A 15,373-nucleotide genomic window follows, 5' to 3' on the forward strand; every position below is an offset into this window, starting at 1 on the left:
AGCACCGTCTGGCCTCATTTATCCATATTTGAAAGGTGATGTAATTCCTCGTCCTGTAGGTCAATTTTACCCTAAGGGAGTAGAAATTTCCCATCAGCAAATGTGACAAAAACAGCTGTTGTTGAAAGTTATCTTCAAAAAAGCCCTTAGGAAGCAATTGCTTCCTAAGGACTCTACATGTTTACAGCAAATATCTTTACCATAACTCAAAACTTCTTAAATGCATACTTTGTATTCTTTGAAACCCCGGATTTTGCTATTAGCTTTTTATATTTCTTAAGTCTATTTTTGAACCTTACCCAGACTTTCATTTCCTTATTAGTTCCGGCAAAAGAATTCTTGTAAGCAAGACGAAGATTTCGAGCCTTTATTTTTATTGTTTTTAGATTCTTACATCCCTGGAATGCCCCCTTGCCTATGACCTCTACGTTCTCTCCTATCGTAATTTCTGTTAATTTGGTATTGCCTTTAAAGGCTTTCGCAGCGACACCTGTAACCCGATAGGTTATGCCGTTAATTGTCATTTCATCTCCGACATGAACTTTCTTATCCTTTTTGGATACACCTATCAGATATATTTCTCGATCACCAACTACTTTATAATTCCTATATGCAAGATTAAATGTCTCACCAATCTTTTTTGCATGTGAAGTGTTAACTGTAGGTACATTTGCCTGATTATTTCCCGCATTGCTAGGGTCTTTGCTGGCATTTTCATCGCCAATAGGCGTATCATCTGGATTCGTATTTCCGCCATTGTCAGATTCTGTGACCTCTTCACCTTCCTTAGGATCCTTTAATTGAGATCTAATGTCAATAAACATGGATGAAAAATAGAAATCATCCCAATATTGATCATTTCTCCCAGGTATTTTATACCCTAAACTTATAGATTCTAAATATGGTCCGCGCTCTATACCTGTTCTTGGTAAACATAAAAAGCGTCCATACCACCTACCATCTATTGTAATATATGTTGGCGTCAAGTCATCCCCAAAAGCAAAATGAGCATACGCAATGTTTTCATCGTACGAAAAACTTTCATTGTATACAAATGTTAAATCACCTTTCCATGAAACATCACTATCACACCATATTACTAAGCAGCAATTGCACTGCAAATCTGTACGCCCCGAAGCATTTTTTAAGTCAAATGCTATATCAAAACCGTCTGAATTTAGATTTACAACTCTCGGATTTGAAACTTCTAGCGAACCTAAAATGTTTTCAGCTGTCTCAGCATCCCAAATAAATACACTATGTTGTCCTGCGCCCTCTGCGAAACCCTCGTATGTATAATATACTAAATGTGTTCGTGAGCCTTTGTTTTCCCAAAATTCAAGACCATAAATACCATTATCATCACATGCAAGAAAGGTTACGGAGTGTACATCGCTAATTACTATATGTTCTCCAAACTGAGCTTTCTTGGTAATCAATTCTTTTATTCCTTCTGGCGTATTCCATCCTCCAGAATTCTTTTTAGCTGATGAGCTTTGTTTGCCAGTTCCACCATGGACTACGCAATTAATAAATTTCGAATATGCATAGCAGCCTTTTTTCCAGCCAATGCTATAAGTATATTTACCATCACTTATAGTATCGACATTACTTCCAGCATTCGGATATGGGAAAACCTGTCCTGGTCTCCAATCCGATTTTGTCATGAAGTGTTCATAGTACTCATCTATTTGACTTTGCGTTAGTGATGGATGAACTTGCTTGTCTATCAATTGTTTAACAATATTGTAATTCGTAGATACATCTCTTTCTGATCCTCCCATTGCATGCGTATTAAGGGGACATAATAATAAAATCATTCCCACAACAAAAGACATTAAGAATCCCTTTTTCATTACACTCCTCCACAAAAAATTCAAAACTCAACAGTTACTATATAAGTAGGATTTTGGTGATATATCTGACTTAGCAATTAATTAGATTTTTCAAAAAGAAAGACATAACGAATCCCCACTCATCTAAACCCAAATCTCAAAAAACAATTATAAATACTTCTAAAATAATAATCAAAGCATTTTTATTATGATAACTCCGCAGAAAACCACTTCCGACGTAGAGTCGGTGGTGGTAGTTCATCAGTTGAAAAAACCATAACTTCTTCTCAAATTTCTATCCAAAACTATATACACTTACCATGACAATACCACAAATGATTCCTACAAGTAATCCGGCAAAATGGCCAATAGAATCAATCTTCCTGGATGTAGTCATAAGTGCAAGTAAGACCATTGTAGGTATCATTGATTTTAGTCCAGAAAAACCTCTTACAGAAAATGCTATTACCATATATATACCCAGCAGACCGCAGATTACCCCTGATGCTCCTATGCACAGCGTAAATGGCGATATCTTTTTGTGTATCCTTGCTGACATGAATCCTCCGCATAGCATAATCACCGCATAGCATACGGCAAAAAGCCAGGATTCTAACACATGTTCAAGTGTCCTTCCTATATTGTACAGAGAATACATATTACAAAGAAGGTGAAGGAATTCCTTCTGTGTAAATGCTGCCGTCACTATCCTGTAATACTGCTTTTCCTGAAGACTATTTATGTATGACGAACCAAGCCGTGATACATCCAGCTTTCCAGTATTTAAAAGAATGAAAATCAATATGTTTATCGCAATTATCCCATATGTAACAGGATATTCTGCTATTCTGAGGCTTTCCATGACTGTTTCACCGTTTTAACATGGGATTAACCATCTTCTGGAGCATTTCCATGGCCTTTTTGTATGACTCAGCCATCTCATCCGGGTTCTTTACTTCCAAACCTGCTTCCTTAAGTCTGGTATCTCCATCAGAAAGCTCTCCCATATATGTTGCTTCTTTAACGGATATATGCCCTTTCTGACAGTATTCAAGCACAGCTTCAGACACATCCGAATCTGTAATATTTATTGTATCGACAAAAAGCTCTGCGTTTTGACCCAGAAACTGACTGTCCTTATCTGATGCGAGCATGAGTACGACAGATGAGTGGTATCTCTCCTTAAGCATCCTGAGCTGCCTTGTAAGGATATCCCTGTCAGCATCCCCGTAATTTACAAAAATTGTTGAGTAACAATTTGCCGCCATGCTCCATTTTCTCCTTAACCAACTATTCTTTTTAGAACTTCCTTTGTTTCATCACTGAAATCCTTAAGGTCTTCCATAGTGATCACTTTGTACCTGATGAGTGAGATCAGATGATCATAGAAGTTTGACCTGCTTATATCAGTTATGACAACACCGGGATTCCTCTTATCAGCCTTTAGGCAACCTTCCAAAGCCCAGTATTTATCTGAGGCGTTCTGATCGCTGTTAAGAATAGCCTTATATTCCTCAACAAGCTTTTCCATATATCTTTCCTGCCACTCGGGGAGGTTCTCTCTGAAAAGGTTCCAGTCCTTTTTTGATACGTCCATTTGGTTTCTCCTTCCATATAGAACTACATCTCCATCCCCCAGGAAACTCATTTTGATTTTAAAGCGGGAAAACCCTTTTTACAAGGCGTCAAAATGGATAAAAAGCCATGAAAATATGCCTAAAAATCTGCCATAAAATATTAACAAATGCACTCCTTTGCGCTAAAATCATTACTAACCGGGCGCTGGTGCCCAAAATCCAATACTTATGAAGGAGGATGACGGTATGAACAAAACAGAACTCATTGATGCTATGGCAAAAGAGACAGGCCTTAGCAAGAAGGACACTGAGAAGGCTCTTAAGGCTTTCATCGATGTTGTTTCAAAGCAGCTTAAGAAGAAGGACAAGGTACAGCTTGTAGGCTTTGGTACTTTTGAAACTTCAAAGAGAGCAGCTAGAAAGGGTAAGAATCCTCAGACTGGTGCCGAGATTAAGATTCCTGCTACTATCGCGCCTAAGTTTAAGGCTGGTAAGGCTCTTAAGGATCTCGTAAACAAGAAGTAATGTTCTAACTGGAAACTATTAACCTGTTTTTAATAAGGAACGCAAATTTTATCAATTACATCATTACAAAAGAAAAGCCCCTTGCCACGAATGGCAAGGGGCTGATATTATATCAGGCCTACAAAAGGTTTTGTCACGAACCAACTTTTTTCTATTGATGGAAATAATCATAGATGCAGGCCGGACATAAGACTTACATTATTACTAATTACTTTTTGCTTGTTCTGTAAGTAATATTGTATGATCTTATTCCATATGTCTTTGTAACCTTGCTCTTGTATACAACATACAAAGTTGTTGTAGCCATGTTGTCTTTTGATTCTTCCTTTCTAACCTGTGTGTACTGAGTTCCGCCAACAGGACCAGATGTATTAGTAATATCTGTCTTTTCCTGATCAGGGATCTTATCAAGTTTGATCTTCTTGTTATTCTTTACAAATGTAACAGTATTTGCGTTAAAATCCTTCTCTTCAATGCCATAAATCTGATCCAGAGTATCTCCATCACCGTTAAGATCTATTCCGGTTGTAGGATTTCTTCTAATCCTGCTTCCTGTAGTTTTATCAATACGATATTCATCGGAATTATCTATATTGATGTTCTTAGTGCCATAGGGAGTGCCCTTTACATAGAAAGCTTTTACAAACTTATAGTCCTTTCCTAACTTAACACTAATCTTTCCTGACTTTTTGGTAACATAATTGATCCCTTCCTTATTATTTGTCTGGGACTCAAGAATATTACCATTATTTCCCTTTCTGTCCTTATCGCGTGTTTCATCAAGTCTCTTTCCGGCATAAGTAACAGACTGGATTGCTCTGGCGTCGTCAGACACAGTAATTGTAATCTTGTGCTTCTTGCCACCTAATTTGTATTGTAACTTTGCTGTTCCAGGTTTCTTGCCGAAAATGCGATATTCCATAGCATATCTTGTACGTTTAAGTGACTTGTATGCTTTATAGAAATCAGCCCATGAATCATAAGTTCCTACAACATCTCTTGAACCATCATAGTTTCTAAAGAAAGCTTGCTTTGTGTTCTCATCATAAGTAGGATAAGCATCTTTTTCACTGCTTCCGCATTTCTTTATAGTAATTACATCTTTTCCACTCTTGATTTTAACGCTCTCAACTTTCTCTCCCGGATTTCCTTCGAAATGCCAAGTAACATATTCGTCGGTTCCTATAGTAGCCTTCTTTATTTCTTTAAAGTAATTCTGAGCTTTCCACTCAGCATCTTCATCTTCAGTAGTAGTTGCCCATGAAGCACCAGTAATTCTGTTTTTATATGTTTCAGATGTAATTTTGTGCGATACTTTGTCGTTTTCATCAATAGTAGATGTTCCTGTGCGGTCTATATCATATACCTCTGAACCACTATAAACCGCTGCATTTACATTAACAGGTACAACCAAAGTAACTGTGAGCGCAGCAGCCATTGCCATTGCGCCAAAACGTTTTAATCCCTTCATAAGAGACCCTCCTTCATAAGAATGAATATACGGTTTTACGTAACCGTTTCCTCGTGACATTTTTCATTCTATCACCCCCCCAAATTTGTCAAGGCGCTCAAACACTTGTTTTATGCGGTTTAATAAAGTTTATAAAATGTTTATAATTTCGTTTACATCTTAGATTCAGCAAGGACACAGTTTTTTCACATTTTAAACGCAATCATATTGAAACGATGAATTTGCAATAATTTATAATTGTAATATTTTTATATATCCCTCTTTTTCATTCAGATGTGCTCTAACTTCCTTTCCTCCAAAAAAGACACGCATCTTTCGATACGTGCCTTTTAACTCAGCTAACAGGTTATCCTTTTCTGAATTTGAAATTTGCCTTATATACAACTTCAAAGTTCTCATACCAGAAATCAATGTTAGCTCCTATACGTAATTTCTCAGTTATATTGCGGTTCAATCCAATATCGAACATATCAAAAACCTCGATACTAGCCTCTACTACTATTTCCATCATTTTTGTTCCCTGATCCATTACAGAGTATAGCTCAACAATCTTGTAATCACATAACCCAAGCTCATACCAATACTGATAACAATAATCTCCATCAAACCAGAATTCTTCAGGATTTTCCCGAAGATACTTGGTTATAGCATCGAAAATTACAAAATAATACTTTCTCTCAATGATATTCTTTGTATTCTCTAACTCGTTCATAAAAAAACTCCCTAAAAGCCGATCATATTATTTTCAGAAATAATATAAAAAAAACAATGTGCCGTTTTTAGCACATTGCATTGGCAGGATCCCGGTGGCGGTGCTTTGGGTTATAAGGGTTCTTCTATTTCCTTGATCTCCGGTATTATCTCGTAATCATCAGTAACAGTAATAACTGCATATGTAGCCTTATCACCTGTAACCTGGGGATAGCAGATGCTTCCAGGGTTTACAAGAGTGATATTATTTTCTTTGTCCTTCACAATCTCTGCAAAGTGGCTGTGACCAAAGAGGACAAGATCAGCACATCTTGATTTAGCAGCCTCTTTTAAGGTCTTAAGGCTTTCCTCATATTTAACATTGTAGGCATTTCCATGTGTTACCCATACGTTTATGAAGCCAGCCTTGAATTCCTCGTTAAGTGGAAGACTGTTTCCAAAGTCACAGTTGCCGCGGACTATCTTTACTTCATAGGATGGATCATCTCCTGTTATGGAGGAAATAGAATCCTGGATATCACCGCAGTGAACAAGAAAATCAAAGGGAGATTCCTTTTCAATGGCTTTTTTTGCAAATCCCGGATATCCATGTGAATCTGATATTACTAGTATTTTTTTGTTCATAACGATATCTCCGCTTCATTATAATCTGATGGATAAATGATAAAATCCTTTGCATCAAGCGCCTCTTCTTCTCCGAAGATGTTTAGCTGTTTTGCACCTTCCAGCATTTGGTCATATGCTTTCTTTTCTTCATCAGTCAGTTCTCTTGCCACGATATTACTCCTACCTGTATATTACTCTTTCTAATTATATGGTATGGCATATTAATTGGCGAGACCAGACAATGCCATGGATTTCCATAGCACGGCCTGGCCTCTATAATATTTTAAAATCTGCTCTTTGCCTTATTTCTTCTTATACTTCATTCCCTTAGTGGGCTTGCTCTTTTTAATGAGCTTTACATACTTATCATAGACCTTTTTGGGGATCTTTACGGTTGCTTTCTTATCTATGTTCCAAAAAGCTTTCTTTCCGATCTTCTTTACTTTCTTTCCCACAAACTTGACCTTGCGGAGATTTGTGCAGTCAGCAAACGCTTTGCGACCGATTTTTTTCACGTTCTATGGAATTGTAACGCTCTTGATATCCTTGTTGTCGCTGTAAGCTTCATCACCAATTTCAGTAACCTCATAGCTGTGCCCATCTACAGTCACATATGAAGGAATTCTGCTACCACTGCCTTTTACAATGCAAGCTTCACTACCGCTTACAGTCACATCCTCGCCGGATTCAGCAGCATATACTTTGCCACTTACAATATTCTTTTCGGATTTATCGTCGGGTACGTTGCTATTTTGAGCCACAGCATTGTTATCTGCGGCCTGCTGATTATTATAAGTAGCGTTATTAGACGAATCTGCCGAAGATGTCTGTCCATTAGTATTTTCCGAATCATTGCCAATTGCATCATTTGGTGTGGATATCGGTTTATACTCATACTTTGTTCCATTTGCCACCGGAGGTGTAATGCAGTAATAACACCCATAAGGATCTGTCTCCTCACGTTCATAATGCACATGATTATGTGCGTTCATGTAGGCTCTATTTTTTAGATAATAGTCATACAAAACAGGTGAGTCATCCCCCCAGTCATCCCAGGTACAATCAACCTCATACCATTCACCATCTTGCAGCTGAACAATATTCCAAACATGCCTTTCAAGCGCCATGCCATCCTGTTTAACACACTCAATATCCGCCATATTGCAAAGAAGATTAAATGCATCAGCATATCCCACGCAGAGGCACTTTCCACCAATCAGAGCTCCATACGCATCTGATGCATGAGAGGCAGTTTTACTATATGTAATATGAGTGACAAGATAATCATGAAAACCCTTCACCTTTTCATTCTTTTCCATCCCCCCAAAAGATGACACCACTTCTGCTGCTTGGCTCAATACTTCATTCATGCAATCAGTATTGAGTTCAAGCTGTGTATGAGAATCATTGATCCTTGTTATTATTGCAGGATGGTCATATCCCAATGCGGCTTCAACGACATGCTGCTCATCTTCTGTCACCTTTTCACTATCATCAGTTATGCCGAGCCTTGCATTAATGTCAAAATAAGTGACGAACCGCACTCTGCGCTCAACCATCAGTTCTGTGTATGCACGATACGCCTTCTTTAATTTGGGGTCTAACTGCTCGTAAAAATATCCAGTCTGCGTAATGTAGGTACTCCATGTTCTTCCATTTGCCATCGCCTCTGCCTTTATAGGATTTCCTATAGTGAGAACCGCAAAGAGCGCACCTACTGCCGTAATAATACTTTTCTTCAACATTTCCTTTCCCTCTTAGTGCTTAATGACCTTACCGCTATATATAAATCATGCGGTTAATTAATGTTTACAATAATAAAGTTGGGCTATATGTAATAAATCATAAAAATAAGCGCAGCAGCACATAATATACTATATATGATTGTGCTTGTAAAGGATTTATTCAATTAATACATGTAAAACTTAATAAATTATTTCAAAGTGTAGAAAATTTTACAGTAAATTTCAGTTAGCAAATGTGATAGTATTATTTTCGTTCATATATAATTTGAAGCATCAATGATTTTCTTTAGTTTTTCTATTTCCCATTACCGATCGTATCTCCCCAGTGAATCCAGAATTTGCTCATCTATCATCCCTTCGGTACACTTCCCTACAACGTTCTTCAATTTCTCTGCATATGCTTTATAATCCGGATCGTTGACTGATTCATAGATACTTGCAAGTCTTGCGCATGCCTTCCAGTAATAGTCACTGCCTGTATTACTATATTTTCTGATGATCTTCTTATAATACTTCTTTGCCTTATTCCAGTCTTTTGTTACACCAAGACCAAAGAAATACATCTCCCCCATGAAGTAGTACCCTGAATCAGAACGTAACTCACCATGGTTAACCTCAGAAGATTTATCTAGCAGTTCATAAGCTTTCTCATAATTTAGGGGAACATCTTCACCTTTGATATACATTTCTGCTATGACCTCATAGCCAAATGTTTCACCACAATTCGCAGCCAGCTCGTAATAATCGATTGCCTTATCTACATCTTTTTCAACGCTTATACCCTGTAAAAAAATATCCCCAAGAAAGATGAAACCTTCCGGTTTGCCTTCTCTGGCAAGAGTATTCATTTCTTTTCTCAATTATTTCAGGATTATCATCCCATTCGTCAGAACTCAGTGTTTCCACAACAAAATCCTGCATAGCACTTATATCCCCTGCATCTGCAGCCGTAATAAGGCTTTCAATACATTTATCTTCATAGCACATCTGGTAATCTCCTATGACTTAATCGTGCCTGCTCTCTCATATATTTGAGCGTCCCAGCCTGCAATAGATTTGATTCACTATATCCAGAAACTCATCCGGTAAGCGAGCTTCGCATTCTTTCTTAAATGCTTCCGGAACCCCATAATATGCTTCTGCAAGACTCCCTGTAATGCATGTCAGTGTATCGCAGTCCCCACCGAGTGAAACGGCATTCCTGATACAGTCTTCAAAATCAGTTCCTTCAAAAAATGCTGTCAATGCCTCCGGAACTGTTTCCTGGCAGCTTTCAACATGATGATAAGCCGGTCTTATCTCATCACAGGTCCGGGAAAAATCATAGCCAAATTCCTTATTTATAAAGCTCTTAACTTCCTCTTTACTCATCCCATTCCGTAACATATATATCGCAGTAGCAACGGATTCTGCACCTTTAATTCCCTCAGGATGATTATGTGATATTTCTGCAGTCCATCTTGCAACCTCACGAGTACGTTCTTCTGAGTCAAAGAACCATCCAACTGAAGAAACCCTCATAGCTGCGCCATTTCCCCAGCTGCCATATGGCTGTGGATTTTCTGTTCTTAACCATATCGCAAATTTTCCGCCATACTCACCCTGAGCATACCGGCTACCTATATCCTGCATGCAGGATATGAGCGCACTTTTCATCGCCAGTTCTTCAGCATATTCCCCGGCACACATAATGGCTTTAGCTACAGCAAGTGTCATGGCTGAATCATCTGTGTATCTTATCCATTTTCTTTTATCAAATAGCTCAAAATCCTTAGTTTTATCGCCACGGTCAAATTCATAAGGGGCGCCTATCATATCTCCTAAAATTGCTCCATACATATATGCATGTTCTCCTTCCTGTAATTCCAAGAAAATACATTGCTTTCTGATACTATTACAATACCAAAAGTGATGTCCATTATTTTGTACAAATCCTTTTCAGTCACTATACCTTTTTCATGTCTTTGATATCAGAAATCATCCTCAAACGTTTTTTCTGAATTATGAACTTTTATTTCTTCTAAAATAATATCCGTAATTTCATCCCATTCACTAAGATCCGGGCATTCATAATAACCTTAAGAACGATTACGTGGACTCCTTTATCATTGCGGACTGCCTGCGTTTTGGAAGAATCAACAAAGAGGTGTATCTGGATGACTATCGCTACAAAGCTCTCCAAAACCTCACACGCGCACGTTATGTCACTGTTCAAAACCTGACCAAGGAAAAGCAGCGTTTCATGAACGTGTTGTTCAAGAAGTATTCTTCTTTCACACAGGAGAAGGTGTTCTCCGATAAATTCGGAGCTACAGCCTTAGCATTGCTTTTAAAGTCAGTAAATATCAACCATACAAATTGGAAAAGTACCAGGATGAAGAAAAACTTTCTCAATATAGTGAAATCAACGATGACATAGTCATTACAAAATAGTGAGAAAATTTAGTGAAAATCTAAGATGTGTAAATAACTGCGCATAATAGAGATATTATTTCTGTAGTTTTATCAATTATTAGAAAATTCTAAATGTAATGAACATTTGATTCTTTAATAATCGGGACTTATAATCTCAAATGTTGTAAGAAATAGTTTCTAGGGAGGAGTTTTTATGGGGACTAAATTGTCACGAATTTTTTCTTATTTTGTTTCACTATCGTTAATCATATGCCTATTTGGGCCAGCAATACCTGTCTCTGCAGGTGGGTTCTCCGCTGAACCATATGTTCCAAACAATGTAGAGTATAATGCTGAAGCAGCCATGCAGTATGCATATAGTAACTACAATTCTCTGCCTGACAGTGTACAGTGTGCTGAGTTTGTCACTAAGTGCATGAAACAGGGTGGTGGCTTACCTATTAGTGGTAGTACTTATGTTGGAACCCTTTACAGGGAACTCATAGCATTTGACAGTTTTACGTCTTATCAGCTTGAATGCACTGGTAATTATGTATACGCTAATGGCGCAAATGCTGGAAAGATATCCGTAGGCGATGCAGTATTCTGGCAGCGTGCAGATAACGATAAATATCCACACACCATGATAGTAACAAAGATAGATTCTTCTGGAAAAGTCTATGTTACCGGAAAAAATGGTAACATAAGAGATTGGGCTACATTTGCAGGTCCTCTTAACAGAAGCAAAGAGCCCAATGTAGGTCCTTATAATGGTACGATGAGACTTTATGTCGCTCATTATCAGAAACTTATTTCTCCTACAATTTCCAATCCCAGAGTTGAGAATCTTACGTCAGACGGGTTCGATCTTGTTTTTGATCTGAATGATACCGCAGGATTTGTTATTACTGAAGCTGTTTGCTACTCATATATTTATCTTGACCTTGACTCTGTTTCTTGGGGCAATAAGTTCAAATACGATGGTATGAGCATAGAAAACCGCAATTATAAATACGATGATCATAAGATGTGGTTCCACTTTAAGTTATTAGATGATTATGGACCGACTCCATATAAAGTACAAAATGGAGAAATGACCTATGTATATTCTAATTATGAAGGAGAACTTCCTAATTCCGGTATATCACGTGGACCATATATGACACAGACCAGATTTGAATATCACCTTCAAGGCAGCGATGATATATACAGATTCTCATATAACTGTTTTGATGAGAATAAATATGTTATAGATTTGCATCCTCAGATGATCAATCCTACGGAAGGGGAAGAGACTACAGAAGCAGACAACAGTGACAACGAATCACATGATGACACACCTGTAGGCGATGGTAGTGCTGATAAAGACCAGACTCCAGGTTCTGGAAGTCGAAGTTTCGGAGACACTAAAAATACTACCGTTCAGGGCCCCCGCCAGAAACAGATAGGCGAAACCTTTAATGTTGCAAACAGGAATTATAAGGTTGTAGGTGATAAGGAAATCTATTTGACAGGCTTCTCTAAGAAGGACAAGAAATTCCACACCGGAGATGAGATGACAATAGATGGAATCACATATAAAGTAACAGGTGTATCTCCTAAGGCATTTAAGGGAAATACAAAGTTAACAGAAATAACCATCGGAGAAAATGTCGAAGTCATCGGAAAAGCTGCGTTCCAAGGATGCAAAAATCTGAAAACAATAAAGATCAGATCCCGCCGTCTAAGGACTACTTACAAAAATTCATTTTCTGGCACGAACAAAGACATGAAAGTACTAGTAAGGTATAAGAATAAGTTAAAGAAATATAAAAAGCTTATTGCTAAGTCGGGTGTTTCTGGCAAAACAACATATGCATATAAGAAATTTTAATCAATAGCATTTCTTTGCCTAATAGATATACTCAGAAAGGCTGTCACACTAGTGGCAGCCTTTAATAATTTAGTGCGTGCTCAACAATTAATAACCACTGATATTTACTGACTTTGCGGGCAATCCGTGAGATAATAGATGCAAGGAAATCATTACTATTGTTTCAAAAACCTTGCACCTTTCGCGGAGAATCCCATACATATTACTACATAAATCAGAATAGTCTTGATAGCCATTACATTTGACCAAAAGAGTTAAAATTTCTTTGCCAATTTCTCCAATAGAACCTTCCTGATCAATCTGATCTGCAGTAATATCCTGTCCAAGAATATTTGATAGCTCAGAAATCACATCAATATTAGAAATACCCTCTTTTTCCCATTTTGAAATAGCCGCAGCCGTAACATGCATTTTATCAGCTAACTCCTGCTGACTTATACCTTTTGACATCCTTATTTGGCGGCATCTGATTCCACAATTCTGTGATAATGATTTTTTATCTTCCATTTCTATCCCTTTCTGTACAAAAATACTTACAGACTGTTTTTATCATTTTTATGCTACCATCTATAGAAGATGCTTTTTATTTACAATACGTTGATTTATATAACGAATAGTTAAGATTAATTTATATCCATTTAGAACTACTATCATTCTAACAAGCTCCGCCCAGAAAAAGGCTTATATCTCTCCACGCATATGCATGATGTGACGTTGCTCCCTTTCAGACCTGATTCTTACAATCTGGGTACTGATAACTGTATAAATACATGTCAGAAGTGGAACTATTAACGATCTGATATCTTGAATACATGTAAAGTAATAAATTGAACCCATGAGAAAAAATATTAGTCCCATAAAGTATAATGCCTTATTAGCCTTTCTGGCTGATTTGCACCATCCTAATGCCAACCCTTTGCCTTTCTTTATTGGATATAATAACCATATTCCATGATGGTTAAACGGATAATTCAATGCATCTAATGCCAGATGGAGAATTCCACCAATCAGATAATATTCTCCAGCTTCAGGAATCACATTAATTACACAAGCACCTGTAAGAATGATAAAAAGAAGAGAATGTGTAAATGTTCTATGCTCTGATTTATAACCTATTATTAGAATCAAGAGGAAAATTATTATCCCACCAATGACAGTTGAGCTACCTTCAGTAATCTTGTATACAATCCCATTACCATAAAAAAAGTCCAGGGTTAATCCGATAAGCAAAACTCCAAGAGTAGCTAGTCGAGTCCTTCCTGCATCAGTAACTTTAGGATTGGTTTTATTATCTTTTGTATCGATATCTATTATGACACCACCTAGTGCTCCAGCAACTACTGCTGTAACATAAGTTTTCGGATCAGAGGCACCATTTGCCATGGCTATAGCCAAAGCTCCTGTGGATCCAATTATAGAATGTGTATATCCCATCATATGATTTTTATAACCCCTCTGTCATTATTGTTCACATTGGTCCTATATTATTTCGGTTTACATAATTCATTTATGCATTTGAACCCATCATTTGCTAATTTCCCAATATCACTATCACATAAAAAAGGAGCCCGAATATGTATTATCGAATCTGTGCTCTTCAGAACTGCAAATGATCCTATATCATTTCTGCATATTGTTTCTTCAGCTGTCTTTATGATATCATCGTCAATAAATGTGATCCTCTGTTTAGTTATATTTATATTGTGATCTTCTTACGTCTAAAAAAGATCCATCATATATACTGCTTTATGAGTTCTTTTTTTATGATATTTTTTCTCATAGTTCTCTTCTATTTCTCTTACATTAAATCATTTAATAATATCCACATATCAAAGCTCATTCTATATTAATTCTGCAGGAAACATTTTTTATGTGTTATTCATTTTTCCAGGAATGCAATATTATAATCTCTTGCGATTTTTTCCCAGGCCAGAATCATTATTTCTTTACTGCCAATATTTGCTTGTCCCCATGATCCTGGATGAGCAACGCCATATACAGTAATATCTGAATTAAGTGGAAATGTAGTTTTAAACGGTTCACCAGTTTGTAACTGTTTAACAAATCCTTTTACGGGATGTCCTGAAACCATCTCATAAGTTATTTTGCCTAAACATATGATAATTCGCGGATTTAGTACTAACACAAGATCTTCAAATAATTCCTTATCCTTTTTCATGAGACCTTTTGTCATGTCTCCTGTCTGATGTCCTTCTCTATAACCTAAGGAATAGTTAGTGAAAAACAGACGCATTCCGGGATCAGGAGTCATGATCTTAATATCATCCCCAAATACTTGAAATAGCTTAATCAGCATCTTGTCTGTCGGGTTGTCTTTTACATAATAAAAACTGTTCTTTTTACCTGCTTGAATGTCCTCAATACTTTTGCGCACTTCAGGATTATTATCAAGATTTCCCCAGTCCTGCCCCACTAGTAATACATCAACTCTTTTTGTGCCTAAATCCTTTAACTGATGCCCCTGCCAATATGTCCATAGATTAATTTGATTCCCGTTTTCCCAAAGCGGACAAGGCACATAAGTGATCTTCTTGTTTCCATAATCAGTCCTGGATGCAATATCAGTTTTTGCCAGTTGTACTACTTCCTGATAAGTCATAGCTTATCCCCCTTCA

18 protein-coding genes are annotated in these 15,373 nt (G+C 37.2%); 3 read left to right on the plus strand and 15 right to left on the minus strand.

The genetic code is table 11. The features are described 5' to 3' along the window. Positions 1-206 precede the first annotated feature (206 nt). The 4 genes from G601_RS0103530 to G601_RS0103545 all read right to left on the minus strand — a co-directional run bounded on the left by G601_RS0103530 (position 207) and on the right by G601_RS0103545 (position 3,432). A complete protein-coding gene (locus tag G601_RS0103530; protein ID WP_026492987.1) occupies positions 207-1,856 on the minus strand; it encodes a leucine-rich repeat protein in 1,650 nt (549 codons plus the stop codon). Positions 1,857-2,130: 274 nt separating this feature from the next. Next, positions 2,131-2,697: a rhomboid family intramembrane serine protease gene (locus G601_RS0103535; protein ID WP_026492986.1), complete on the minus strand. Its 567-nt coding sequence runs from the start codon at positions 2,695-2,697 to the stop codon at positions 2,131-2,133. A gap of 7 nt (positions 2,698-2,704) precedes the next feature. Beyond that, complete coding sequence (locus tag G601_RS0103540) at positions 2,705-3,103, minus strand: hypothetical protein (RefSeq protein ID WP_026492985.1); 399 nt, start codon at positions 3,101-3,103, stop codon at positions 2,705-2,707. Positions 3,104-3,117: 14 nt separating this feature from the next. Further along, complete coding sequence (locus G601_RS0103545) at positions 3,118-3,432, minus strand: hypothetical protein (protein ID WP_026492984.1); 315 nt, start codon at positions 3,430-3,432, stop codon at positions 3,118-3,120. Between the two features lie 226 nt (positions 3,433-3,658). Between G601_RS0103545 and G601_RS0103550 the strand changes: the two genes are divergently transcribed. Continuing rightward, complete coding sequence (locus G601_RS0103550) at positions 3,659-3,937, plus strand: HU family DNA-binding protein (RefSeq protein WP_026664489.1); 279 nt, start codon at positions 3,659-3,661, stop codon at positions 3,935-3,937. Positions 3,938-4,145: 208 nt separating this feature from the next. Here the strand turns inward: G601_RS0103550 and G601_RS0103555 are convergent, their stop codons facing one another. The 8 genes from G601_RS0103555 to G601_RS21780 form a co-directional block, all read right to left on the minus strand. After that, complete coding sequence (locus tag G601_RS0103555; RefSeq protein ID WP_026664490.1) at positions 4,146-5,408, minus strand: hypothetical protein; 1,263 nt, start codon at positions 5,406-5,408, stop codon at positions 4,146-4,148. 346 nt (positions 5,409-5,754) lie between these two features. Further along, positions 5,755-6,120 (minus strand): hypothetical protein, encoded by a 366-nt coding sequence (locus G601_RS0103560; RefSeq protein ID WP_026492981.1) that lies wholly within the window; start codon positions 6,118-6,120, stop codon positions 5,755-5,757. Between the two features lie 110 nt (positions 6,121-6,230). Then, positions 6,231-6,743, minus strand: coding sequence for a YfcE family phosphodiesterase (locus G601_RS21775; protein ID WP_051201082.1), 513 nt, complete (start codon positions 6,741-6,743; stop codon positions 6,231-6,233). Beyond that, positions 6,740-6,895, minus strand: a complete 156-nt coding sequence (locus G601_RS26010; protein WP_155829588.1) for a hypothetical protein — start codon at positions 6,893-6,895, stop codon at positions 6,740-6,742. Before G601_RS26010 ends, G601_RS21775 begins: the two co-directional genes overlap by 4 nt. A gap of 132 nt (positions 6,896-7,027) precedes the next feature. Next, positions 7,028-7,240 carry a leucine-rich repeat protein gene (locus G601_RS0103575; protein ID WP_026664491.1) on the minus strand — a complete coding sequence of 71 codons (213 nt, stop codon included), beginning with the start codon at positions 7,238-7,240 and terminating at the stop codon, positions 7,028-7,030. Between the two features lie 3 nt (positions 7,241-7,243). Continuing rightward, the gene (locus G601_RS0103580) at positions 7,244-8,470 is read right to left on the minus strand and encodes a transglutaminase domain-containing protein (RefSeq protein ID WP_026664492.1); all 1,227 of its coding nucleotides are present in this window, start codon (positions 8,468-8,470) and stop codon (positions 7,244-7,246) included. Positions 8,471-8,775: 305 nt separating this feature from the next. Further along, positions 8,776-9,330 (minus strand): tetratricopeptide repeat protein, encoded by a 555-nt coding sequence (locus G601_RS0103585; RefSeq protein ID WP_196812591.1) that lies wholly within the window; start codon positions 9,328-9,330, stop codon positions 8,776-8,778. Between the two features lie 163 nt (positions 9,331-9,493). Further along, the gene (locus tag G601_RS21780; RefSeq protein WP_051201081.1) at positions 9,494-10,309 is read right to left on the minus strand and encodes an ADP-ribosylglycohydrolase family protein; all 816 of its coding nucleotides are present in this window, start codon (positions 10,307-10,309) and stop codon (positions 9,494-9,496) included. Positions 10,310-10,535: 226 nt separating this feature from the next. Here G601_RS21780 and G601_RS27295 point away from each other — a divergent pair, with 226 nt between their 5' ends. Beyond that, positions 10,536-10,889 carry an IS110 family transposase gene (locus tag G601_RS27295; protein ID WP_255346153.1) on the plus strand — a complete coding sequence of 118 codons (354 nt, stop codon included), beginning with the start codon at positions 10,536-10,538 and terminating at the stop codon, positions 10,887-10,889. A 189-nt stretch (positions 10,890-11,078) separates the two neighbouring features. Then, positions 11,079-12,737 (plus strand): leucine-rich repeat protein, encoded by a 1,659-nt coding sequence (locus G601_RS0103600; RefSeq protein WP_081673367.1) that lies wholly within the window; start codon positions 11,079-11,081, stop codon positions 12,735-12,737. Between the two features lie 87 nt (positions 12,738-12,824). On the opposite strand, the gene G601_RS21785 is transcribed toward G601_RS0103600, so the two are convergent. From G601_RS21785 to G601_RS0103615, 3 genes are all read right to left on the minus strand, one after another. Beyond that, complete coding sequence (locus tag G601_RS21785) at positions 12,825-13,244, minus strand: helix-turn-helix domain-containing protein (RefSeq protein ID WP_035786966.1); 420 nt, start codon at positions 13,242-13,244, stop codon at positions 12,825-12,827. Between the two features lie 174 nt (positions 13,245-13,418). Further along, entirely contained in the window at positions 13,419-14,174 is a 756-nt protein-coding gene (locus tag G601_RS0103610) for a metal-dependent hydrolase (RefSeq protein ID WP_026664495.1), read from the minus strand. 442 nt (positions 14,175-14,616) lie between these two features. Beyond that, a complete protein-coding gene (locus G601_RS0103615) occupies positions 14,617-15,357 on the minus strand; it encodes a hypothetical protein (protein ID WP_026664496.1) in 741 nt (246 codons plus the stop codon). Positions 15,358-15,373 lie beyond the last annotated feature (16 nt).

Origin of the sequence: Butyrivibrio sp. FC2001 (assembly GCF_000424125.1) — a bacterium.
Classification (GTDB): Bacteria; Bacillota; Clostridia; order Lachnospirales; family Lachnospiraceae; genus Butyrivibrio.

Bases quoted from the DNA above. Each gene is read 5' to 3' on its own strand.
- G601_RS0103530 (WP_026492987.1), bottom strand. From the start codon at position 1,856: ATGAAAAAGGGATTCTTAATGTCTTTTGTTGTGGGAATGATTTTATTA.
- G601_RS0103535 (WP_026492986.1), bottom strand. From the start codon at position 2,697: ATGGAAAGCCTCAGAATAGCAGAATATCCTGTTACATATGGGATAATT.
- G601_RS0103540 (WP_026492985.1), bottom strand. From the start codon at position 3,103: ATGGCGGCAAATTGTTACTCAACAATTTTTGTAAATTACGGGGATGCT.
- G601_RS0103545 (WP_026492984.1), bottom strand. From the start codon at position 3,432: ATGGACGTATCAAAAAAGGACTGGAACCTTTTCAGAGAGAACCTCCCC.
- G601_RS0103550 (WP_026664489.1), top strand. From the start codon at position 3,659: ATGAACAAAACAGAACTCATTGATGCTATGGCAAAAGAGACAGGCCTT.
- G601_RS0103555 (WP_026664490.1), bottom strand. From the start codon at position 5,408: ATGAAGGGATTAAAACGTTTTGGCGCAATGGCAATGGCTGCTGCGCTC.
- G601_RS0103560 (WP_026492981.1), bottom strand. From the start codon at position 6,120: ATGAACGAGTTAGAGAATACAAAGAATATCATTGAGAGAAAGTATTAT.
- G601_RS21775 (WP_051201082.1), bottom strand. From the start codon at position 6,743: ATGAACAAAAAAATACTAGTAATATCAGATTCACATGGATATCCGGGA.
- G601_RS0103580 (WP_026664492.1), bottom strand. From the start codon at position 8,470: ATGTTGAAGAAAAGTATTATTACGGCAGTAGGTGCGCTCTTTGCGGTT.
- G601_RS21780 (WP_051201081.1), bottom strand. From the start codon at position 10,309: ATGTATGGAGCAATTTTAGGAGATATGATAGGCGCCCCTTATGAATTT.
- G601_RS0103600 (WP_081673367.1), top strand. From the start codon at position 11,079: ATGGGGACTAAATTGTCACGAATTTTTTCTTATTTTGTTTCACTATCG.
- G601_RS21785 (WP_035786966.1), bottom strand. From the start codon at position 13,244: ATGGAAGATAAAAAATCATTATCACAGAATTGTGGAATCAGATGCCGC.
- G601_RS0103610 (WP_026664495.1), bottom strand. From the start codon at position 14,174: ATGATGGGATATACACATTCTATAATTGGATCCACAGGAGCTTTGGCT.
- G601_RS0103615 (WP_026664496.1), bottom strand. From the start codon at position 15,357: ATGACTTATCAGGAAGTAGTACAACTGGCAAAAACTGATATTGCATCC.